The sequence below is a fragment of the Aestuariimicrobium ganziense genome, from assembly GCF_015352975.1.
Classification (GTDB): domain Bacteria; phylum Actinomycetota; class Actinomycetes; order Propionibacteriales; family Propionibacteriaceae; genus Aestuariimicrobium; species Aestuariimicrobium ganziense.
Window position 1 is genome coordinate 716,706 of the sequence record NZ_JACYIZ010000001.1, and the last position, 21,815, is coordinate 738,520.

Below are 21,815 nucleotides of genomic sequence, written 5' to 3' on the forward strand. Positions count from 1 at the left end.
GGTCACGGCTCGTAGGTCAGCTTGCCCTTGGGGGGCTGGGTGGTCGAGGGGACGACCCCGTAGCGCGGCAGGGCCAGGTTCATGATCTGCTGGGCCACTGGCAGTGCCAGTGCGGAGCCGTCGGTGCCGCGGGTGGGCTGGTCGATGACCACGTAGACCAGGATCTGGGGGTCCTCGGCGGGGGCGACGCCGACGAAGCTGGCGGTGTAGCCGCGGTAGCACGAGCAGGTCGGGTCGACCCGCTGCGCGGTGCCGGTCTTGCCCGCCCAGCGGTAGTTGTCGAGCTTGCGGGCGTCCTTGAGGGTGATGACCGACTCCATCATCTCCATCACCTGCCCGGCTGCCTCGGGCGAGATCACCCGGCGGGGTTCGGTGCTGGGCACCGCGGCCGGTTTGCCCTGGCCGTCGGTGGCCGACTTGATCAGGGTGGGGGCGTTGTAGAGCCCGCCGTTGGCGATCGCCGCGACGGCGGCCGCCTCCTGCACCGCGGTGACCGACAGGCCCTGGCCGAAGGCGATCTGGTCTCGGGAGTAGTCCGGCATCTGGGTCGGGGGCAGCCAGCCCGCCGACTCACCGGGCAGGCCGATGCCGGTGCGACTGCCCAGCCCGAAGGCGAGCAGGTAGTCGCGCAGTTGGTTCTTGGGCATCTGGCGGGTGAGCAGCACGGTGCCGATGTTGGACGAGTTCGCCACCACCCCGCGGGCGGTGAGGTGGATGGTGCCGTGCTCGTAGGCGTCCTTGATCCGGCCGTCACCGCTCGCCAGGCGCGAGGGGATCTCGACCTTGGTGTCGGGGGTGACCAGGCCCTGGTCGGCCAGCGCGGCCATGGTGATGACCTTCTGCACCGATCCCGGCTCGTAGGGGGACGAGACCGCGCGGTTGCCCAGGTTGGCCGCATCAGCGGTGCCGGGGCTGTTGGAGTCGAAGCCGGGTGTGGTCGACAGCGCCAGCAGTTCGCCGGTCTTGACGTTCATGACGATGGCGGTGCCGTGCTTGGCACCGGCCCTGCTCACCCCGGCCGAGAGCGCCTGGTTGACCATGGACTGCATCTCGGAGTCGAGGGTGAGGGTGTAGCTGGTGCCGTCCTGGGCGGGCACCAGGGTGTTGGTGCCCAGCGGGATCCGGCCGTTCCACGAGGAGTCGTAGACCTCCTTGCCGTCGATCCCGGTGAGTTGGGCGTCCAGGGAGTACTCGAGGCCGCCGGCACCCTTGCCCTCGGCGTTCATGAAGCCGACCACGTTGCTGGCCACGTCGCCGGCCGGGTAGATCCGGATCGGGTCGTCCTCCTTGTAGATGCCGAGCCAGCCGCCGTCGGCGATCTCCTGGCGCATCTTCTGGTAGGTCCAGGCCGGCACCTGGCGGGCGATCACCACGTAGTGCTTGCGCGACAGGTCGGTCAGTTGGGCCTTGTACTCGGCCGCATCACCACCGAGGTACTTGGCCAGGATGGTGGCGATCTCGCCCGGGGCGGCCTCGGCCTTGGCCTTCTGCTTCTTGGTCATGGTGATCCGGGAGTCCACGCCGTTGCGCGAGATCATCAGCGGGTCGGCGACCACGCGGACCGCGGGTTGGGTGGCGGCCAGCACCTGACCGTTGCGGTCGGTGATCTGGCCGCGCTGGGCGACCAGGGTGTTCGAGGCCTTCATCTTCGCGGCGGCCTCGGCCGCATAGGCCTGCGCGTCCCAGGCCTGCAGCACGAAGGCACGACCGGTGAAGGCGACCATCACCGCGATCAGCACCACCAGCGCCACGTTGAGGCGGCGCTCCGGCTTGGCCAGCGGCAGCCTGAAGGCCGGGCGGTGCACACGCCGAGACGACGCACTGCGCCCGCTTGGGCGCCCAGCGGGACGGGTCGGGCGGGTGCCCGTCCTCGACGAGGACGAACGGCTCGCGCTGCCCCGAGCGGTCTGGGGGCGCGGCCTGGGCTGGTTTCGCCTGGCGGGTGGGCGATCGCTCATCAGCGTCCTCCGGGGGTGGGGGTCGGACTGGCGGTCTTCTTCGCGTCGGCCTTCTTCTTCGCGTCGGCCTTCTTCTTGGCCTCCTCGGCCTTCTTCTTGGCCTCTTCAGCCTTCTTCCTGGCTTCTTCGGCCTTCTTCTTGGCTGCCGCATCGGCCTTGGCCTTGGCCTCGGCGGCGACCTTGGCTCGCGCGGCCTCCTGCTCGGCCTGCAGTTGCTGCCAGGTCTTGTAGGTCTGGTCGGGCATCTCCTTGCCGGTGACCGGCTTGGGGGTGCCGAGCACCTTGCCATCGGGCAGGACGATGAACGCCGGGTGCGGGTTGGGGCGCATGCCCAGCGCGTGCGCGGCCTGGGTGAGGTGTGAGGACGAGCGCAGCCACTGCACCTGGACGGTGAGGGCGGCCTGCTCGTTGCCCAGCCGGGAGGCCTGGCCGTTGAGCCGGGCGAGTTCTGAGGCCTGCGACTGGATGGCGGTGTTGAGCACCACCAGTCCCACCATGCCGAGCGCCAACAGCCCACCCAGGATCGCCAGGAAGGGCAGTCGCGCCAGCGGGGCACGCCGGGGGGTCGGCACCGCCTTGAGTGCCGGACGCTGCTTGACCTCGGGCTTGGCTTCGGGCTTGGCCGCGATCGGCCAGAAGTTCCTGAGCGCGCTCATGCGGCCTCCCTGGTGCGCTGGATCGCCCGGAACCTGGCCGAGGCCGCCCGGGGGTTCTGCCCGACCTCGTCGGGGGTGGGTCGTTCGGCTCCTCGGGTGAGGTTGGTGAACTGGGCGCGCAGGTGGTCGGGGACCATCGGCAGCCCGGCCGGGGCGTGGTCTGAGGTGGCGTCGCGGAAGGCGTTCTTGACCAGCCGGTCCTCGAGCGAGTGGTAGGCGAGCACGGCGATTCGTCCACCCACGGCGACCGCGTCGATGGCGGCCGGCAGCACGCCCTCGAGTGCCTCGAGTTCGGCGTTGACCTCGATGCGCAGAGCCTGGAAGCTGCGCTTGGCCGGGTGACCACCGGTGGCGCGCGCGGCCATCGGGATCGCGTCGCTGATCACCTGCACCAGGCGGGCGGAGCGGTCGAACGGTGCCTCGGCGCGGGCCTGGACGATGCGGCGGGCGATCCGGTCGGCGAAGCGTTCCTCGCCGAAGGTGCGCAGGATCCGGGTGAGGTCGGCGGCCGAATAGGTGTTGACCACGACCGCCGCCGTGAGCGGGGACGAGGAGTCCATCCGCATGTCGAGTGGTGCGTCCGTGGCGTAGGCGAAGCCACGGTCGGTGCGGTCGATCTGCAGCGACGACAGGCCGAGGTCGAGCAGCACCGAGTCGACACGGCGCAGGCCGAGGTCGTCCAGCACCTGCGGCAGTTCGTCGTAGACGGCGTGGACGAGCGTGGCCCGGTCGCCGAAGCGAGCCAGACGTGCACCGGCCATGGCCAGGGCCTGGGGGTCACGGTCGATGCCGACGACCCGACACGTCGGGTGGGCCTCGAGGATCGCCTCGGCGTGCCCTCCCATGCCCAGGGTGCCGTCGACGTGAACGCTGCCGGGACGATCGAGCGCAGGGCTGAGGATGGCGACGATGCGGTCACGCATCACCGGCACGTGCGCCGCGGCCGCATCATGCGGCTCGGGCTGCGCCATGTCGCTGACCACCGTGTCGACCCCATCCCACTGACTCGTCGTCGTTGCCACTGCACCGGCTGTGCAGCCTGGTTCCAGCCCCATGCCCGGCCACCTGGCACCGGGGAAGGTGCGCCAGGGGGCCCGGCATCGGGATGGAGCCACGCCGCGCAGACGGCCTGCCTCGCTCCCGTGGTCACTCCCCCAGGGGGAAGACCACTTCGTTCATCTCCGCGTACGCCGCCTCCTGCTCGACGGAGTACGTCTGCCACGTGGTGGCGTCCCAGACCTCGACCCGATTGACCGCCCCGATCACGACGATCTCCTTGTCGAGCCCGGCGTAGCTGCGCAGGGTCGGCGGGATGGTGACCCGTCCCTGCTTGTCCGGCACCTCGTCCGAGGCCCCAGCGGCCAGCATGCGCTGGTAGTCACGCACCTGCTTGACCGTGCTGGGGGCACTCTGTGCCCGCTGTGCCAGTGCGACGAACGTCTCCGTGGGGTAGATGGCCAGACAGCGCTCCTGCTGCCTGGTGATCACCAGCCCCTCGGCCAGTCCTTCGCGGAACTTCGCCGGGAGGAAGAACCGACCCTTCTCGTCAAGCTTCGGAGTATGGGTCCCCAAGAACATGCCTGGACCCCTCCCGTTGGCTGACAGAAGCGCCGATCCGCTCCACCTGGCCCCACAGTACTCCACTTCGCTCCACTTTCCACTCCTTTGACCCGCCGACTTCTCCACCGCGGTCGTGATCGGTGCCACCCGCTCGTCCAGCCGGGTTGTGGCCAACCGTTAGGCTGTGGGGCGTGTCCTGCTGCTGCAGGCTCCCTGATGCCTGTTGCTCAACGCACGACCGCCAGTCCTGTCGTAGGCCGCGCCCGTGGTCGGTGACGAACCGAGGAGAACCTGTGACCGATCAGAACCAGGCCACCACCGCCGACGACCGGGTCGACGTCAACGACGTCGTGACGGTGATGGGCCGGGTACGCGGCGCCATCGAGAGCGTGATCGAGGGCAAGTCCGACCAGATCACCCTGGCCCTGACCGTGCTGCTGGCCGAGGGCCACCTGCTGGTCGAGGACGTGCCCGGTGTCGGCAAGACGATGCTGGCCCGCTCGTTGGCCCGCTCGATCGACTCGACCGTGCGGCGGCTGCAGTTCACCCCCGACCTGCTGCCCAGCGACATCACCGGTGTCAGCGTGTTCAACCAGGTCACCCGGGAGTTCGAGTTCAAGGCCGGCGGCATCTTCGCCAACATCGTGGTCGGCGACGAGATCAACCGCGCCTCACCCAAGACCCAGTCGGCGCTGCTCGAGGCCATGGCCGAACGCCAGGTCTCGGCCGACGGTGTGACCCACCAGCTGCCGGCGCCGTTCATGGTGATCGCCACGCAGAACCCGATCGAGATGGAGGGCACCTACCCGCTGCCCGAGGCCCAGCGTGACCGCTTCCTGGCCCGCATCCAGATGGGGTACCCGACCAAGGCGTCCGAGCTGGACATGCTCGACAGCCACGGGGCGCGTGACCCCCTGCGGCAGCTCGAGCCGGTCACCGACGCCGACGAGGTGATTCGCCTGATCGAGATCGTCAAGCAGGTCTACGTGGCTCCGGCGGTCAAGGACTACATCGTCAGCGTGATCGGCGCGACCCGAGACAATCCCGACCTGCGTCTGGGCGCATCGCCGCGCGCCAGCCTGCACCTGCTGCGTGGCGTGCGCGCGTTCGCCGCGCTGTCCGGCCGCGACTACGCCATCCCGGACGACGTGAAGCGCTTGGCCGGGCCGGTGCTCGGTCACCGCGTGCTGCCGTCGACGGCCTCGCAGCTCGACGGCCGCAGCGTGGACGAGATCGTCGACGCCGCGGTCACCTCGGTGGAGATTCCTGATCGCAGGTGATGCTCAAGCCTTGGCAACTGCTCACTGCCCGAGGGTGGACCTTCCTGGTCGCCGGGGTGGTGGGGACGATCGCGGCCATGTCGTTCGGCCAGCGCGACCTGGTCTGGTTGTTCGCGCTGCTGGTGCTGCTGCCCGTGGCTGCGGTGGTGGTCGTCGGTCGTTCACGGATGCAGTTGGCCTGTGAGCGTCGCCTCGAGCCCGGCCGGACGGCGATCGGTGAGCGCCTGATCGCCCACCTCGACCTGACCAAGCGTGACCAGTGGCCGCTGGGCCTGCTGCGCTTCGAAGAGACGGTGCCGCGCGAGCTGGGGCGTCGTCCTCGGTTCACGGTGCACCAGTTCACCGGCGAGTGGACCCGGCGAGTGAGCTACCCGTTGGTGGGGTTGGCCCGCGGCCGCTACACCGTGGGGCCGTTGCTGGTGCGTGCCCAGGACCCGTTCGGCCTGGCCCACATCGATCGCCGGTTCCGCTCGGTGCGCGAGGTGATGATCACCCCACGGGTGGTGCCGCTGTCGTCGATGAGCACCGCGCCGGGCAGTGGGCAGAGTGGCGAGTCGACCCCGCAGAAGATCGGCCTGGTCGGCCAGGACGACGTGCTGGTGCGTGAGTACCGCGCCGGTGACGACGTACGCCGCATCCACTGGCGCTCGACCGCCCGACGCGACGAGATCATGGTGCGCCGCGAGGAGCAGGCCTGGGACCCGGCGGCGACGCTGTTCCTGGACAATCGTCCGGCTTCCCACGCGGGGCAGGGACGGGAGAACTCCTTCGAGTGGGCGGTCTCGGCGCTGGCCAGCATCGGCATGCACATGATCCGCTCCGGGTTCCGCACGACCGTGGTCGACTGCGAGGGCCAACTGCTGGAGGCGTCCAGCCAGGACCCCGCCGCTGCCCGTGAGGCGCTGCTGGTTGCGATGACCGATGAGGACTTCAGCCAGACCACCGACCTCAAGGTGGCCACCGAGGCCTGTGGCCAGTACAAGGCCGGCGACATGATGGTGGCGGTGATGGGACGACTGACCCAGGCCGACGTGCAGGCGCTGGTGACGATGCGGGCCCGCCGCTCGCAGGGGCTGGCGCTCGTGCTCGACGTCGACACCTTCACCGCTCGTCGGTTCCGGGGCACTCCCGAGCAGGCCGATGAACACCAGGCATCGATCGACCTGCTGCGCCGGCACGCCTGGCGCGTGGTCGACGTGAAGCACTCCATGGGCGTCGACGAGGCATGGCGCTCCCTCGACCGGATGGGAGCCTCGCTGTGAAGTCGACCGATCGCCTCGCGTTGGCGCTGGGGGTGGCGATGACGCTGGCCACCCTGACCCTGTTCGAGCTGACCAGCGACCGGGGCATGCTGTTCGTCGTGGTGCCGGTGATCGCGGTGATCATGGCGATCTCGGCCCTGTCACGCCGCTTCGGCATCACCAGTTGGCTGATCCACCTGTGGCAGTTGTTGGTGCTGGTCGGCATCGGGTTGGGGCTGGGGCTCGGCGCGAATCCCGAGTCGGGCAACTGGTTGTCGCAGCTGTGGCAGCTCTACCTCGAGGGCCTGCTGCACATCCAGACCTCGTCGGCCCCCATGTCACCGAGCCCGGGCGTGCGCTGGCTGCTGGTGCTGCTGGTGGGACTGATCACGATCATTGCCGACATCCTGGTGATCTCGTTGGCGACCCCGGCGTGGTCGCTGGCCCCCCTGCTCACGCTCTATGCGATCCCCGCGCTCGCGCTGCCGAGTGACGTGAGCTGGCGCACCTTCGTGCCGCTGGCGCTGGCCTACTTGGTGGTGATGGCCACCGACTCGCTCAACCAGTTGGCCGGCTGGACGAGGAACCTGGCCGAGGACAATGCCGCCCGAAGTCACAGCCAGTCGGGCATCTGGCGCATGGCGACTGTGGTCGGGGTGCCCGCGATCGCACTGTCGCTGCTGCTGGGTGCGGTGCTGCCGGCGCTGGGCAGCCTCGACATCGACTCCAAGCGTCCTCGGGGCAGCGGGCCGATCCAGTTGCAGGACCCCACCGTCGAACTGAACCGCAACCTGGCCCAGCAGTCCGAGCGTGTGGTGGTGACCTACCGCACCACCAGCCAGACCGGTGAGTACCTGCGGATGACCGCGCTGCCGGTGATGGACCGCTCCGGGTGGAAGCTGACCACGATGGACCTGCGGCAGGGGTCGTCCCCCGGGCGTCCGTCCGGTACGTCGGCCTCGTCGCCGACGGTGACCAGCGAGATCACCACCGGCGACTTCTCCAGCCAGTACCTGCCGGTGCCCTACGCCCCCACCGACGTGACCGTCGAGGGGCCCTGGGGCTACGACCCGCGGACGTTGACCATGGTCTCGACCGCCGACAACAACTCCACCGCCACCCGCAACATCACCTACCGCGTGACCAGCGTGCCGAACACCCCGGATCCGGCGGCGTTCTCGCAGGCGAGGGCGGGCACTCCGCCCGACTCGGCGATCACCAAGGCGTTGCCGTCGGACGTGCCGCAGGAGATCATCGAGTTGACCGCCGAGGTCACCAAGGACGCGCCGACCGACGTGCTGAAGGCGGCGGCGATCCAGGACTTCCTGCGCGACCCGCGCCAGTTCCAGTACTCCACCCAGGCCCCAGCCGGTGACGGCTACGAGGTGATGAGCAACTTCCTGCTGCGCGACAAGGCCGGCTACTGCATCCACTTCGCCTCGGCGATGGCGCTGATGGCCCGCATCGAGGGCATCCCGAGCAGGGTGGCGGTGGGCTTCCTGCCCGGCACCCAGGAGGGTGACACCTGGCAGGTGCAGGCCAAGAACATGCACGCGTGGCCCGAGCTGTTCTTCGAGGGCTTCGGGTGGGTGCGCTTCGAGCCGACCAGCGCGGTCGCGGACGCCCCGGAGTGGACGGTGACCTCGGGCGACGTCGACCCGAGCCCGTCGGCCTCGCAGAGCGCCTCGCCGAGCGCCACCTCCTCGTCCAACACGGCTGAGATCCCGACGGCCGGTCCGAGCATCGACATGGGCGACGACCCGCTGCCCACCGAGGGCGGTGGCTTCCCGTGGCGTCAGGTGCTGACCGGGCTGGGCATCCTGGCTGCGGTGCTGGCGGTCGCGGCTGTGCCCGGGCTGGCCCGCATGCTGGTGCGCCGGCGCCGCTTCGGTGAGTCGGTGACCGATCCGCACGAACAGGTCGCGGCCGCGTGGGCGGAGTTGCGTGACACCTTCTGGGACGCACGGGAGCGCTGGCCGTCGGGTTCGCCCCGGGAGCGGGCAGCCGTCCTGTCGATGGGCCTGTCGGAGAACTCGACTGCCGCAATCGGCCGTCTGGCCGACGCGGTCGAGCGCTCGCGTTACGCCCGCGCCTTGGGCTCGGTGCCGCAGGGACTGGTGGACGACGTGCGCACGGTCAGCAGCGAACTTCGGTTGCGCCAGACTCGCGCGGGTCAGTTCGCCATGAAGTGGGCACCGGCCTCGCTGTGGCGCAACCTGATGGCGCACTTCGGGCGCTGATCAGCGGCCCCGCGCCCGGGTCGCGCTGTGACGAAGTCGCGGTGGGGGACGCTGTGGGTGGGGTCGGGCAGGCTTGGGGCGCGGCCTGATCGGGGTTTCGGCCATTGCCTCGTCATCGCGGCAATTCCGGAAACGTTGTTCCTCGTGGTCAGCCGATAGCCCGGTGGAGCTCGATGATCGGACGACGCCTCCGGGGTTCCCCGCAACCGGGGTTGCAGGGGGTGCTCCCCCGCGTCAATGCCTCAGCTCAGTAGCCCTCGTCCTGGCGGCGACGCCAGCGCTCCTCGAGCTTGTCCATGAACGGCGATGACGATCCGGTGGGCGCCGACGAGGTCGGCACCGTGGGTGGAGGGCTGTCCGGGTCGGGATCGCCGGCCTTCCAGGCGCCGAGGCCGACCAGGGCCGAGGCCAGCATGATCAGGAATCCGACGACGCTGACCGACCAGTGGATCGAGATGCCAGCGACCAGCAAGCCCAGTCCGAGCACGAATCCGACTGCGCTGAGGGCGGTGGTGCGGGCGCTGACCATCGTCCGTGGACGGGTGCCGCGCAGGGTGTGGGCGAGCTTGGGGTCGTCCTTGGCCAACGACGCCTCCAACTGCTGGAGCAGTCGCTGTTCCTCGTCGGACAGTGCCACGATTCCTGACCCCCTTTGCCCAGTTGCCCCCGTTGCTCGGGGGTGGTCGCTCCAGTGTAGGTCGCTGGGCGGTCGCACAACAGGGCTGGTGCGAACCGACTGTTGTAGCCCCCCTACCGGGTGGTCAGCCGGGCTCGGCGCACGGCGTGGGGCCCGAACCGGGCGACGGCAGCGTCGGCGGCGCGTTCGGCCTCACGCATGCCGCGTTCGGGGGCGTCGAGGGTGAACTGCTGGAAGGCCTCGTCGGCGTCGACGAGGTGCTCGGCCCGTACCCCGACCCGGCGGATCCGGGCGCGCTGCAGGTGCAGCTTGGTCCAGCAGCGCAGCGCGGCGGCGTAGATCTCGTCGGTGACGTCGGTGGGGGTGGCGAGTTGGGTGGTGCGGGTGATGGTGGTGAAGTCGGCGAACCGCACCGAGATCGAGACGGCTCGTCCGAGCACTTCGGCCTGACGCATCCGTGAGGCGGTGCGGGCGGCCATCCGCAGCAGTTCGGTGGTGACCACCTCGGCGTCGTCGGTGTCGCGCGAGAAGGTCTCCTGGGCGCCGATGCTGCGTTCGACGGCGGTGGTGGCGACGGTGCGGGCGTCGCGTCCCCAAGCCAGGTCGTGCAGCCAGGTGCCCTGGTGCATGCCGAGCGCTCGTTGCAGGGTGCTGCGCGAGGTGTGGGCGAGGTGGCCGACCTGGGTCAGGCCGAGGCTGTGCAGCTTGGCGGCGGTGGACTCCCCCACGCCCCAGATGGTCTCGACCGGCAGCGGGTGCAGGAAGCTGGTGACCTGGTGGGGTGAGACCTCGATCAGGCCATCGGGTTTGGCCTGGCCCGAGGCGATCTTGGCGACGAACTTGCTGGGGGCCAGCCCGACCGAGCAGGTGATCTGTTGTTCGTCGGCGACCTGGATGCGGATCAGTTCGGCGATCTCGCGGGCGGGTCCGAGTCGCCGTTGGGCTCCGGTGACGTCGAGGAAGGCCTCGTCGATCGAGATCGGTTCGACCTGGGCGGTGATGCCGGAGAAGATCGCGAACACTCCCTTGCTGACCTCGGCGTAGGTGTCGTGGTCGGGCGGGATGGGCACCCCGTGGGGGCACAGCCGTCGGGCGCGTGAACTGGGCATGCCCGAACGCACCCCCGACTGGCGTGCCTCGTAGCTGGCGGCCAGGACGACTCCCCGCTCGGCTCCCCCGACCCAGACCGGTCGTCCGCGCAGTTCGGGACGACGGGCCAGTTCGACCGAGACGTAGAAGGCGTCCATGTCGACGTGGAGGATGCTGCGAGAGCCGGGCGCAGCTGGCGCGGGGGTGGGGGTCATCGTCCCGAGCTACCCGGGGACGAGTGCCACAGCTTGCGGGGGGCCTGGTCGGCGGGGGTGCCGGCGGGCTTGACGTCGGCATAGGGCGACTGCTTGAACCCGGAGGCGTGGACGAGGACGCGCCGCGGTCCCATCCCGCCCGAGGTGTGGGTGGGGGCGTCGACCAGGCGGGGTGCCGAGGCCTGGGGGGCGATCGCGCCGGCAGGGACCGCGTTGACCAGGTCGAGCACGGCCGACATGGCCTGGTCGCGGTCACCGTGCTGGGCGAGTTCGTCGGTCCAGCAGCGGTGCAGCACCTGCAGGTCCCAGGCGCCGGTGGCTCGCAACGAGATCCCGCGAGGGCCGGTGCGGCGCAGTTCTCCGCGGACGACGAGCAACCAACTGGAGAACACGGTGTGGGCGTAGGGACCCTGGGCGTCCTCGAAGAAGGTGGCGTCGACCGGGCCGGTGCCGTCGTCGAGGGTGAGGAAGACCACGCGGCGCCCGCTGCGGATCGGTGGGGTCTGGGTGGCGACCTTGACCCCGGCCACCAGCAGGTCGGCCTGGGAGCGTTGCCTGATCAGGTCGGTCGACCAGGTGGTGCCCAGGGCCTCGAGGAAGTCGCGGTGGAAGTCGACGATGTGATGGCTGGCGTCGAGTCCGAGGATGTCGAGTTCGGCCTCGAGGCGTTCGGAGTCACTCATCTCGGGCAGCCGCGACGCGGTGACGTCAGCAGGGGTCGGCGGCAGGCCGACGGCATGGTCTGTCGGGGGGTGCCGGGGGTCATCCCCCGCGTGGGGGTGCAGGGGGTCATCCCCCGCATCGAAGTCGAGCGCGAGTTGGACGCCGGTGAACGACTCGGCCACCCGCGACGGCACCACCTCACCCTGGGCCTGGCGGGCGGCGAGGTCGCGTGGGTCGTCCCCGTTCATGGGTAGGGGCTTGGTGCGGCGCAGGCCTCGTCCCCGGGCGAGGGTGCGGCGTTCGACCACGGCCAACCTGTGCAGGTCGGCCACGCTGAGCAGCAGGTCGCGGCGGGTGAGTTGATCGCGTGACTGCACCTGGCTGGCTCGTCCGACCCGGTACATCCGGTCGAAGGCACCGGCCTTGACCAGGCGTTCGACCACGGGGGCTTCGACCCGGGCACGGTTCCAGAAGTCGGTCAGCGAGTGGTAGGGCTGGCCGGCCACGATCCGCAGCACCTCGACCTGGCTGATGCCCTTGACTTCTGACAGCGAGAGCCGGATGCCGTGCTCGGAGTCGTCGGGCAGTCCGCGGTGGTCGAGGGGACGCACGGCGGCCCAGCCGTCGGTGGACTCCTCGAGGCCGGGTTGCTCGGGTTCGGGGAGGGGCTCGGCACGGTCGCTGGTGGTCTCGACACGGTCGCTCGTGGTCTCGACACGGTCGCGCGTGGTCTCGACACGGTCGCTTCGCTCCCTACTCGACCAACGTTCGTGGGGGTGCAGGCATTCGACCCGGTAGGTGTCGGTGGAGGCGTTGACGTCGAGACCGAGCACCGGGATGCCCATCCGGCGGGCCTCCTCGAGCAGCAGCCGCTTGGGATACATGCCGGGGTCGTGGGTGAGCACCCCGGCGATGAAGTGGGCCGGGTGGTGGCGTTTGAGCCAGGCCGACTGGTAGGTGGGCAGGGCGAAAGCGGCGGCGTGGGCCTTGCAGAACCCGAACGAGGCGAAGGCCGCCAGCACCTCCCAGACCTTGTCGACCACCGCGGGGGTGTAGCCGCGGTCGCGGGCGGTGGGGATGAACCAGTCCTGCACGTCGTGTCGTCCGGCGATGTCGCCCAAGGCGCGGCGCACCTCGTCGGCCTGGGCCAGGCTGCAGCCGGTCATGATCGACACGATCTGGATCAGTTGTTCGTGGAAGACCACCACCCCTCCGGTCTCGGCGAGCACCGGGGCGAGGTCGGGGTGCAGGTAATGGGGTGCGCCCCATCCCTGCCGGGCGTTGAGGAAGGGCACCACCATGTCGGACTTCACCGGCCCGGGCCGGAACAGCGAGATGTCGATGATGATGTCGGTGAAGTCGGCGGGCCCGAACTTGCCGACCAGTTCGCGTTGGCCGGGTGACTCGATCTGGAAGCAGCCCAGGGTGGCGGCGTGGCCGATCATGTCGTAGGTGTCGGGGTCGTCGAAGGGGGCCAGGGCGTCGATGTCGGGACGAGGGTGCCCGGTGCGTTCGATCTCGTCGAGGGCGTGAGCCATCGCCGACTGCATCCGGATGCCGAGCACGTCGAGCTTGAGCAGCCCGATGTCCTCGACGTCCTCCTTGTCGAACTGGCTCATCGGGAACCCGCCGAAGCTGGCCTCGACCGGGGTCCGGTCGCCCAGGGTGACGTCGCTGAGCAACACCCCGCAGGGGTGCAGGGCAACGTGGCGGGGCAGCCCGTCGAGGGATTCGACCAGTTCGAACAGCACGTCGAGACGACGTTCGGCCAGCCCAGCGGCGCGCAGTTCGGGCTGGTCGCGCAACGCGTTGCGCGCATCTCGGGCGCGGCTGTGGGGGAACGACTTGGCGATGGCATCGATCTCCATCGGCGGCAGGCTGAGCGCGGCACCGACGTCGCGCACCGCGTGGCGCACCCGGTAGGTCTCCATCATCGCCACGCAGGCCACCCGCTGGCCCCCGAAGACGTCGAAGATCTTCTGGTAGATCTCGGTGCGTCGGGCCGACTCGACGTCGAGGTCGATGTCGGGCAGTGCCCGCCGCAGCGGTGACAGGAACCGTTCCATGATCAGCCCGTTGGCCAGCGGGTCGACCCCGGAGACCCCGAGCAGGTGGTTGACCAGGCTGCCTGCGCCCGATCCGCGGGCGGCGCAGCGCACCCCCATGTCGCGGATCATCTCGACCACGTCGGCGACGGTGAGGAAGTACGAGGCGAACCCGAGGTGGGCGATCACCGCCAGTTCCTCGTCCAGTCGTCGGGTGAGTTCGTCGGTGACGGTGGCGTAGCGGTCGGCGATGCCGGCCTCGCAGCGGGCCTTGAGCACGCTCATCGCCTCGCGTCCGGTGGTGCCGAGCACTTCGAACTCGGGCAGGTGGATCTCGCCGAGACCGATGTCGGCGTGCGGGTCGAGTTGGCAGCGCAGGCCCAGTTCGCGGGTCTGCCCCAGCAACTGGGCGGTGCCGGAGGACCCTCGTCCGGCGGCGCGGGCGACCTGTTCGGCGACCTCGAGCATGTCCTTGCCCGACTTGAGGTGGCCCTCGGCGTTGCGGCGGTCGATGTTGCGCAGGTCGAGAGGGACGAGTCGTCGGGCGGCGTCGAGCACGTCGACGGTGGCGGCCTGGTGGCGTTCGGCCATCCGCACGTGGTTGGTCAGCACTGCGGTGAGTCCGAACCGGTCGGCGAGTTCGACCATGGCACCGGCCTGGGCGGCGGAGTTGGTGCCGCGTCCACTGACCCGGTGGTTGGTGGCAGCGACCACCACCTGCGAGGGGCCGACCCGGTCGACCCAGGCCTGCAACTCCTGCTGGGCACGCTGTCGTTCGCCGCGGGCGACGAGTTCGCCGAACGGTGAGTCGCTGCCGAGCACCACGACCAGGTCGCCGTCGCGGGCATGTTCGGCGACCAGGTCGGACGAACTGATCGGCTCACCTCGCACCCCGGTCAGGTGGGTGGCGCTGGTGAGCCGGCACAGGCTGCCCCAGCCGCGCCGCGAGGTGGCCATCGCCACCACCCGGGGCAGTCGGGGGTCGCGCAGTTCGCCGCCGCGCACCGCGGTGGGGGGACGAGACCGGTCCCGCGGTCGTCCGGTCGGGGCCAGGGCGAGGTCGACCCCGACCACCGGGGCGACCCCGTGGGCCAGGCAGGCCTTGGCGAACCGGATGGCGCCGTAGAGCCCGTCCCGGTCGGTGAGGGCGAGGATGTCCTGGCCGTGCTCGGCGGCCTTGGCGACCAGGGCTTCGGGGTGGGAGGCACCGTGCTGCAACGAGTAGCCCGAGGCCACGCGCAGGTGCACGAAGGGGTCGTTCATGCCGTGTCGTCCTCGACCGCGTGCAACCAGCGGGGGCGGCGGCCGCTTCGGCGCAGCCACCTCTCCACCTCGGTGCAGAAGCGTTCGGCGTCCCTGACCAGGTCGTCGGCCTCGCGGGTGGTGGCGTGGGCTCGTCCCTGACCGATCAGGCGGCGACGCACCGAGGTGGCGGCGAAGAAGCTGGCCCACTCCCCCAGTTCGGGGGCGTAGCGCGCAACCAGCACCCAGGGGTCGATCACCCCGGGGGCCACGCCTCGCCCGGTGCGGGCACGCAGCACCAGGTCGGCGGCCCGCACGGCGGCCTGGTGGGCGGCCACGTAGCGGTGCCCGGCGGCCTCGACCAGTTCGGCCTCAACCACCAGCGCCCGCACCTGGGTCAGGTCGACCAGCAGCCGGTCGGCGGCTGTGCGCTCGGTGTCCATCGCTCGCCCCTTCAGTCGACGACGGTGCGCAATTGCCAGGCGCCGTCGTTCCAGGTGTGGGCCAACTCGTAGATGCCGCGGCTGCCGGCCATGCCGTTGGCGGCCTCGACCCGCCAGACCTCGATCTCGCACAGCAGGTCGTTCTCGGCCTCGGGCAGCTCTTCACCACGTGCGGCGCGGACCGCCGGCGAGGTCCACCACTGGCCGGACTCGATCCAGCGCGACTCCACCGCCAGCACCCGCCACAGTTGTTCACGCCAGACGAACTGGACCGGATCCTCCTCGCGGCCGAGCCGCACCTGCACCGGGTCGTGGTGTCGACGCATCGTGGTCCACCTCCTGGGGCCGACCGCACGGGTCGGATCGCTCGGGGTGCCTCGCTGTGTCGACCCAGAGGCGACGGAAGCCCCGGTGCGGACGGGGGTCGAAGCCATCCGCACCGGAGCAGTCCGGGTGTTCGTCCAACGGTTCTCGCCGGGTGGCCCTTCCCCAAGATCCGGCCCGGGTGTTCGACTGGCGGGTGAACCAGTCAATCGAACAGCTGTTCGAACGTGTTCCACTATAGGCCGACCCACCGACAATTCGTCAAGGGGGAGTTCTGGCGTTCGGGGCGATCCCCTTGCAGCCCTGTGGCGGGATCGAACGAAGTCACCGCCGATGTCGCTGAAATGTCCCCACCGCAACCTAGGGTGTGCCCATGACCACAGACTCCAGCAGTACCGACCCCGGCGGCCCAGTCACCGGCGGCCCAGTCACCGGCGGCCCAGTCACCGGCGGCATCGACCGGGACGGGGTGATCCGCACAGAGTCCGACCGGTTCNATCGACCGGGACGGGGTGATCCGCACAGAGTCCGACCGGTTCGCGAGCGTGCTCGCCACCACCGACGCCGGCGCGCCGGTGCCCTCCTGCCCGGAATGGACCGCCGACGACCTGCTCTGGCACCTCACCGAGGTGCACCTGTTCTGGTCACGGATCATCGGCGACCGGGTCACCGAGGTCGACGACGAGGCCGCCTTCGCCGCCGGCAACCCGCCCCGGCCCGACGGCCGTGAGGCCCTGCTCGACCTGCGCACCCACGCCACCGACACCCTGCTCGACGCCCTCGGCCAGCGCAGCGACGACGAGCAGGCCTGGAGTTGGTTCGAGGACGACCAGACCGTCGGGTTCACCCATCGCATGCAGACCCACGAGGCCACCATCCACCGGGTGGACGCCGAACTCACCGCCGGTGTGCCGATCAGCCCGATCGCCGCCGCCGTGGCCGCCGAGGGCATCGACCACTCGATCGACGTGATGCGCGGCGGGGTGCCCGACTGGGCCACCCTCACGCCGGCGGTCACCGCGGTGCTGCGGGCGACCGACACCGGCCAGACCTGGACGGTCGAGGTCGGCCGCTGGAGCGGCATCGGGCCGCAGTCGGGCAACGAGTTCGACGAGCCGTTCCTGCGCCGGGCCGGCGCTGACTCCCCCGCCCCCACCGCCGAGGCGTCAGGCACCGTCGAGCAACTCGACCTGTGGATGTGGGGTCGTCCGTCGGAGGTGGTCACCAGCGGGGACGAGGACGCCGTGGCCCGCCTGGTCACCGCGGCCGCCGCACCCCTGCAGTGAGGTCGGCGGCGCTCCTCACCTGAGCAGGTCGAACCTCACCACGGATCCTGGTCCGACCTGTCCGAGCAGGTCGATGTCGTCGTCGAGCACGACCGCCACCACCGGGTAGCCACCGGTGGTGGGGTGGTCTGCGCCGAACACCAGCGGTTCGCCCGAGGGTGGCAGTTGCACCGCCCCCCGGACGACCAGCTCACTGGGTAGTTCGTCGGTGACCCGGCGTCGCAGCACGCCCCCGGTCAGCCGGATGCCGATCCGGTCGCACTGGGGTGAGACCCGCCAGGCCAGTGACCCGAGCAGGGCCAGGTCATCGGGTTCGACCCAGTCGTGGCGCGGGCCGAGCATCGCCCGCACGGTCACCTCGGCGCTGGGCAGGTGCACCTGGGCCAGGTCGGCGGTCGGCACCGCCCCACCAGCGTCGCCGGCCACCAGCTCGTCCCCGGCTCGCACCGGCGCTGGTCCCAGCCCGGTCACCGGGTCGGTGCTGCACGAGCCGAGCACCGCCTCGGCCTCGATCCCGCCCCGCAGCGCCAGGTAGCAGCGTAGGCCGGCGACGGCTCGTCCGATCGTGACCTCCTGCCCGGCCGCGACCATCACCGCGCGGTGCTGGTCGACGGCTCGTCCGTCGACCGTCACCTCAGCCACCGCACCGGTCACCGCGAGCAGGCAGTCGTCCTCGGCGATGAACCTGGTCCCACCCAGCAGCAGCTCGAGCCCTGCCGCCTGCTCGGGGTTGCCGACCAGGCGGTTGGCCCGGCGCAGTGCGCTGCGGTCCATCGCCCCACCCTCGCTGACCCCCAGGTGGGCCCAGCCGGGGCGTCCGAGGTCCTGCACCAGGCACTGCAGGCCCGGCTCGACCACCCGGAGCGTCATCGCCGGCCACCCGCGTCGACGAACCGCACCCGGGTGCCCGAGGCCAGCAGCGAGGCCGGCTCGCGGGTCACGTCGAACAGCACCGCCTCGGTGCGCCCGACCAGTTGCCATCCACCGGGACTGGCCTGGGGATAGACCGCGCAGAAGTCCCCGGCCAGCGCGACCGAGCCTGCCGGCACCCGGGGACGAGGGCTCGTCCGGCGCGGTACTGCCAACGGCTCCCCGTCGCCGAGCAGGTAGCCGAACCCGGGCAGGAAGCCGACGAAGTCGCAGGTCCAGGCCTGGCTCGTGTGCCAGACCACCAGGTCGTCGGCGCTCCAGCCACGCAGGGCGCAGACCTCGGCGAGGTCCGGGCCGTCGTAGACCACCTCGACCTCGACCACCGGCCCCGACGTCGCATCCTCGTCGACCTGCCCGACCTCGAGGGCACGCAGGTCAGCCGCCACCTCGGCCAGCGGGCGCGAACCGTCCAGCAGCACCCCGATCGTGCGGGCGGCGGGCACGTGCTCGAGCACGCCCGCGATGGGGTTGGCGCGCAGCGCCTCGTCCCAGTGGCGACGGGTGGCCGCATCGGGCAGTTCGACCAGCCACGCGCGATCCCCGCAGGGCAGCAGCCGCATCAGGACCCCGCGAAGGCAGAGAGGTGAACGCCGGCGGCGGTCAGTGCGGCGCGCACTGCGGCGGCCATCTCGACCGCCCCCGGAGAGTCGCCGTGCACACAGACCGAGTCCGGGTTCACCCGCAGCACGGTCCCATCGACCGCGGCCAGTTCGCCGCGGGTGACCAGACCCACGATCCGGGCGGCCACCTCGTCCGGGTCGTGCAGCAGCGCCCCTGGCTCGCCTCGGGGCACCAGGCTGCCGTCGGCTGCGTAGCCGCGGTCGGCAAACGCCTCGATGTGGAACGGCAACCCGGCCCGTCGACACCGGGACTCGACCGCCGATCCGGGCAGGCCGAGCAGCCCGATGCCTCCACCGGCCTCGGCAACTGCCTCGACCACCACCTGCGCCTGCTCGTCGTCGGCCGCGATCCGGTTGTAGAGGGCACCGTGCGGCTTGACGTAGCCCAGCACGGCGCCGGTCCGGCGACAGACCTCGGCCATCAGGTCGAGTTGTTCGACCACCCAGCCGTGCAGGATCGGGGCATCGACGTCCATGCGGCGTCGGCCGAAGTCGTCACGGTCGAGGTAGGAGACGTGGGCCCCGACCACCACCCCCAGTTCTGCGGCGCGGCGGGTGGTCGCCAGCATCGAGTCCCGGTCGCCGGCGTGGTGGCCGCAGGCGACATTGGCCGAGGTGACGATGGCCAGCATCTGCTCGTCGGGGAAGATCAGCCCCGCCTGCGCATCGCTCTCGCCCAGGTCGGCGTTGAGGTCGATGCGCATGGCAGTAGTCTGCACCGAACCCCCGCTTGCCGACGCCGGGGCAGTGAGGACGAGTCGTGGACCACCTGCACGCACGCAACCAGCGCATCATCGACGCCGTGGTCGAGCGCGCCGAGGCGCTGTACGCCACGGTCGGCCTGGATGTGCGCCGGTTCGCGCAGCTGGACGACTGGCTGGTCGACTACCTGGCGCCGGTCAGCGCGCAGGCGTCCCCTGGTGGAACCGGAGCTGCCAGCCCTGCGGACCGCCCTGCTGCCACAGCGAGTGGCGAAGGGTCACCCGCGAGCCCAGCGTGAGGCGGTAGCGCAGGCTGACCAGCCCGGCGCCGAGTTCGTCGATGCCCATCACCTCGAGCCTGGGGGTGAGCCCGAGCGGACCGAGCCCGAGCACGGCCCGGTTGCGGGTGAGGATGCCGCCAGAGGCGGTGTGCTCGACGAACAGGGCGTGCAGCAGCTGTTCGAGTGCGGTGCGGTCGGTGCGGACGTCGTCGTCGAGCAGGCGGCGCTCGAGGGCGAGCACCGGGTGGTCGGGGTCGATGGGTGTGGGTTTCGGGACGCTCGCTGGCGCTCGCTCCTCAACCAACGACTCACCGCCTGCTGGCGCACCCTGGTCGACCGGCTGATCCACCCCGGCCGGCGGCTCGTCCAGGCTGAACAGGTCAGGCTCCGGCTCGGGCTTCGGGGTGGGTGCAAAGGCGATCTCGCGGGCCGGGGAGCTCGCGCCGGCCCATCCCGGACCGGTCTCGGGCTCGGCGCCGTCGCGGAACGCGGTGGCCACGGCCCGGGCACGCAGGTCGGCGGCCTCGTTGAGTTCGTGGCCGGCGTGGCCCTTCACCCACTCGAAGCTCACCCGGCGCCCAGCCAGGGCGGCGTCCAGCTCGCGCAACAACTCGACGTTGAGCACCGGCTTGCCGTCGGCCTTGCGCCAGCCGCGCCGCTTCCAGCCAGGAATCCACTTGGTGGCGCAGTTGATCACGTACTGCGAGTCGCACAGTACGTGCAGCGGCTCGTCCACGTCTGCGGTCTGCTGCAGCAGGTCGAGCACGGCCATCAACTCGCCCATGTTGTTCGTCCCGTGCGCCCACCCGCCGGCGGCCCCGCGCGGGTCGTCGACGTACCAGGCCCAGCCGGCCGGGCCCGGGTTCGACAGGGAAGAGCCGTCGGCGGCAGCGGTGATCATGACGCCCCCGCCGCGGCGAACCCAGGTTTGATGACCTCGTCGATCAGGCGCAGCCGCTGGTCGAAGGGCAGGAAGGCCGACTTGGCGGCGTTGATGGTCAGCCAGCGCACGTCGTCCACACTCCAACCGAAGGCCTCGCTGCACAACGCGAACTCCCGCGACAGCGTGGTGCGACTCTGCAGCCGGTTGTCGCAACTGATCGTCACCCGGAACTTGAGCCGCTTGAGCAACTCCACGGGGTGCTCGGCGATCGAGTCGGCGATGCCGGTCTGCAGGTTCGAACTGGGGCAGACCTCGAGCGGGATGCGCTGGTTGCGGATGTAGTCGGCCAGCGGCCCGAGCACGTCGCCACCGGACTCGTCGACGCTGATGTCCTCGACGATCCGCACCCCGTGGCCGAGGCGGTGGGCGCCGCAGACCTGCACCGCCTCCCAGATCGAGGGCAGCCCGAACGCCTCCCCGGCGTGGATGGTGAAATAGGCGTTCTGGCGCTTGAGGTAGTCGAAGGCGGCGGCCATCCGGCTGGGCGGGAAGCCCTTCTCGGCGCCGGCGATGTCGAACCCGCAGACCGAGTCGTTGCGGTAGCGCACCGCCAGTTCGGCGACGTCGAGGGTGGGCTCGCCGTGGCGCATCGAGGTGACGATCTGGTGGGCGATCACCGGGGTGCCTTTCTCGGCCGCCTGGGTCATTCCCTCGGCCAGTCCGTCGCGTACCGCCTCGATGGCCTCGGCCATGGTGAGCCCGCGCTGCAGGTGCTGTTCGGGCGCCCAGCGCGCCTCGGCGAGCACGACCCCGTCGGCGGCCTGGTCGAGCACGAACTCCCTCGCCACCCGCACCAACTGCTCACGGGTCTGCATCGCTGCCACGGTGTGGTCGAAGGTGGTCAGGTAGTTGACCAGGCTGCCCGAGTCGGCGTGCTCGAAGAACCAGTCGGCCAGTGCGTCGGCGTCGCGGGTGGGTGGTTCGTGGCCGTTCTCGAGGCAGTGGTCGACCACAGTCTGCGGACGAAGCCCACCGTCCAGGTGGTCGTGCAGCGCCACCTTGGGCAGCGCGCGGAGTTGCTCAACGCTCAGGCTCACCCCTGCGCCTCCCGCAGGTGGTCGAGCGCTGCGGGCCCGAAGCCCAGCGGCAGCACCTGGTCCATCGTCCACGTGCCGTCGGGGGTGTCGACCAGCAGTTCGCGTCCACCGTGCTCGAACAGCAACTGACGGCAGCGCCCGCAGGGCATGATCGGCTCACCGAGGCCGTTGACGCAGGCGAAGGCGACCAGTCGTCCCCCACCGCCGGCGACCAGGTCGGAGATCACCCCGCACTCGGCGCACAGCGTCACCCCGTAGCCGGCGTTCTCGACGTTGCAGCCGACCACGATGCGTCCGTCGTCGACCAGGGCTGCTGCACCCACCCGGTAGTGCGAGTAGGGCGCGTAGGCGCGCTGGCTCACCTCGATCGCGCGGCGGCGCAGTTCGTCCCAGTCGATGGTGGACGACGGATCGGTCATCGGTT

General features: G+C 70.6%; 19 protein-coding genes. 4 read left to right on the plus strand and 15 right to left on the minus strand.

What is annotated here, in order from left to right; all coding sequences use genetic code 11:
* Positions 1-2: 2 nt before the first annotated feature.
* The 4 genes from IE660_RS03545 to mraZ all read right to left on the minus strand — a co-directional run bounded on the left by IE660_RS03545 (position 3) and on the right by mraZ (position 4,192).
* Positions 3-1,778, minus strand: a complete 1,776-nt coding sequence (locus IE660_RS03545) for a peptidoglycan D,D-transpeptidase FtsI family protein (RefSeq protein ID WP_407928986.1) — start codon at positions 1,776-1,778, stop codon at positions 3-5.
* Between the two features lie 179 nt (positions 1,779-1,957).
* Entirely contained in the window at positions 1,958-2,614 is a 657-nt protein-coding gene (locus IE660_RS03550; RefSeq protein ID WP_203566895.1) for a hypothetical protein, read from the minus strand.
* Positions 2,611-3,585 carry a 16S rRNA (cytosine(1402)-N(4))-methyltransferase RsmH gene (rsmH, locus tag IE660_RS03555; RefSeq protein ID WP_203566896.1) on the minus strand — a complete coding sequence of 325 codons (975 nt, stop codon included), beginning with the start codon at positions 3,583-3,585 and terminating at the stop codon, positions 2,611-2,613. Before rsmH ends, IE660_RS03550 begins: the two co-directional genes overlap by 4 nt.
* A 175-nt stretch (positions 3,586-3,760) precedes the next feature.
* On the minus strand, positions 3,761-4,192 hold the full coding sequence (gene mraZ, locus IE660_RS03560; protein WP_203566897.1) for a division/cell wall cluster transcriptional repressor MraZ: 432 nt from the start codon (positions 4,190-4,192) through the stop codon (positions 3,761-3,763).
* Positions 4,193-4,533: 341 nt separating this feature from the next.
* Here mraZ and IE660_RS03565 point away from each other — a divergent pair, with 341 nt between their 5' ends.
* From IE660_RS03565 to IE660_RS03575, 3 genes are read left to right on the plus strand one after another with little or no spacing between them, the layout of a single operon-like run.
* On the plus strand, positions 4,534-5,454 hold the full coding sequence (locus tag IE660_RS03565; RefSeq protein WP_203567003.1) for an AAA family ATPase: 921 nt from the start codon (positions 4,534-4,536) through the stop codon (positions 5,452-5,454).
* Entirely contained in the window at positions 5,454-6,716 is a 1,263-nt protein-coding gene (locus IE660_RS03570; protein WP_235997003.1) for a DUF58 domain-containing protein, read from the plus strand. Before IE660_RS03565 ends, IE660_RS03570 begins: the two co-directional genes overlap by 1 nt.
* Positions 6,713-8,935 carry a transglutaminase family protein gene (locus tag IE660_RS03575; protein WP_203566899.1) on the plus strand — a complete coding sequence of 741 codons (2,223 nt, stop codon included), beginning with the start codon at positions 6,713-6,715 and terminating at the stop codon, positions 8,933-8,935. The genes IE660_RS03570 and IE660_RS03575 overlap by 4 nt, the downstream gene beginning before the upstream one ends.
* 247 nt (positions 8,936-9,182) lie before the next feature.
* On the opposite strand, the gene IE660_RS03580 is transcribed toward IE660_RS03575, so the two are convergent.
* The 5 genes from IE660_RS03580 to IE660_RS03600 all read right to left on the minus strand — a co-directional run bounded on the left by IE660_RS03580 (position 9,183) and on the right by IE660_RS03600 (position 15,595).
* Entirely contained in the window at positions 9,183-9,572 is a 390-nt protein-coding gene (locus IE660_RS03580) for a DUF3040 domain-containing protein (RefSeq protein ID WP_203566900.1), read from the minus strand.
* A gap of 113 nt (positions 9,573-9,685) precedes the next feature.
* The gene (gene dinB / locus IE660_RS03585; RefSeq protein WP_203566901.1) at positions 9,686-10,876 is read right to left on the minus strand and encodes a DNA polymerase IV; all 1,191 of its coding nucleotides are present in this window, start codon (positions 10,874-10,876) and stop codon (positions 9,686-9,688) included.
* The gene (locus tag IE660_RS03590) at positions 10,873-14,847 is read right to left on the minus strand and encodes a DNA polymerase III subunit alpha (RefSeq protein ID WP_203566902.1); all 3,975 of its coding nucleotides are present in this window, start codon (positions 14,845-14,847) and stop codon (positions 10,873-10,875) included. Before IE660_RS03590 ends, dinB begins: the two co-directional genes overlap by 4 nt.
* Entirely contained in the window at positions 14,844-15,269 is a 426-nt protein-coding gene (locus tag IE660_RS03595; RefSeq protein ID WP_203566903.1) for an SAV_6107 family HEPN domain-containing protein, read from the minus strand. Before IE660_RS03595 ends, IE660_RS03590 begins: the two co-directional genes overlap by 4 nt.
* A gap of 11 nt (positions 15,270-15,280) precedes the next feature.
* Entirely contained in the window at positions 15,281-15,595 is a 315-nt protein-coding gene (locus IE660_RS03600; protein WP_203566904.1) for a DUF6504 family protein, read from the minus strand.
* A 510-nt stretch (positions 15,596-16,105) separates the two neighbouring features.
* On the opposite strand from IE660_RS03600, the gene IE660_RS03605 reads away from it, so the two are divergent.
* Positions 16,106-16,879 carry a maleylpyruvate isomerase family mycothiol-dependent enzyme gene (locus IE660_RS03605; protein WP_203566905.1) on the plus strand — a complete coding sequence of 258 codons (774 nt, stop codon included), beginning with the start codon at positions 16,106-16,108 and terminating at the stop codon, positions 16,877-16,879.
* A 15-nt stretch (positions 16,880-16,894) separates the two neighbouring features.
* Here the strand turns inward: IE660_RS03605 and IE660_RS03610 are convergent, their stop codons facing one another.
* The 6 genes from IE660_RS03610 to IE660_RS03635 form a co-directional block, all read right to left on the minus strand.
* Positions 16,895-17,749 (minus strand): 5-oxoprolinase subunit C family protein, encoded by an 855-nt coding sequence (locus IE660_RS03610; RefSeq protein WP_203566906.1) that lies wholly within the window; start codon positions 17,747-17,749, stop codon positions 16,895-16,897.
* Entirely contained in the window at positions 17,746-18,369 is a 624-nt protein-coding gene (locus IE660_RS03615; protein ID WP_203566907.1) for a 5-oxoprolinase subunit B family protein, read from the minus strand. The genes IE660_RS03610 and IE660_RS03615 overlap by 4 nt, the downstream gene beginning before the upstream one ends.
* A complete protein-coding gene (locus IE660_RS03620) occupies positions 18,369-19,133 on the minus strand; it encodes a 5-oxoprolinase subunit PxpA (RefSeq protein WP_203566908.1) in 765 nt (254 codons plus the stop codon). Before IE660_RS03620 ends, IE660_RS03615 begins: the two co-directional genes overlap by 1 nt.
* A gap of 195 nt (positions 19,134-19,328) precedes the next feature.
* A complete protein-coding gene (locus IE660_RS03625; RefSeq protein WP_203566909.1) occupies positions 19,329-20,312 on the minus strand; it encodes an RNase H family protein in 984 nt (327 codons plus the stop codon).
* The gene (locus IE660_RS03630; RefSeq protein ID WP_203566910.1) at positions 20,309-21,391 is read right to left on the minus strand and encodes an adenosine deaminase; all 1,083 of its coding nucleotides are present in this window, start codon (positions 21,389-21,391) and stop codon (positions 20,309-20,311) included. Before IE660_RS03630 ends, IE660_RS03625 begins: the two co-directional genes overlap by 4 nt.
* Positions 21,388-21,810 carry a cytidine deaminase gene (locus tag IE660_RS03635; protein ID WP_203566911.1) on the minus strand — a complete coding sequence of 141 codons (423 nt, stop codon included), beginning with the start codon at positions 21,808-21,810 and terminating at the stop codon, positions 21,388-21,390. Before IE660_RS03635 ends, IE660_RS03630 begins: the two co-directional genes overlap by 4 nt.
* Positions 21,811-21,815: the final 5 nt, after the last annotated feature.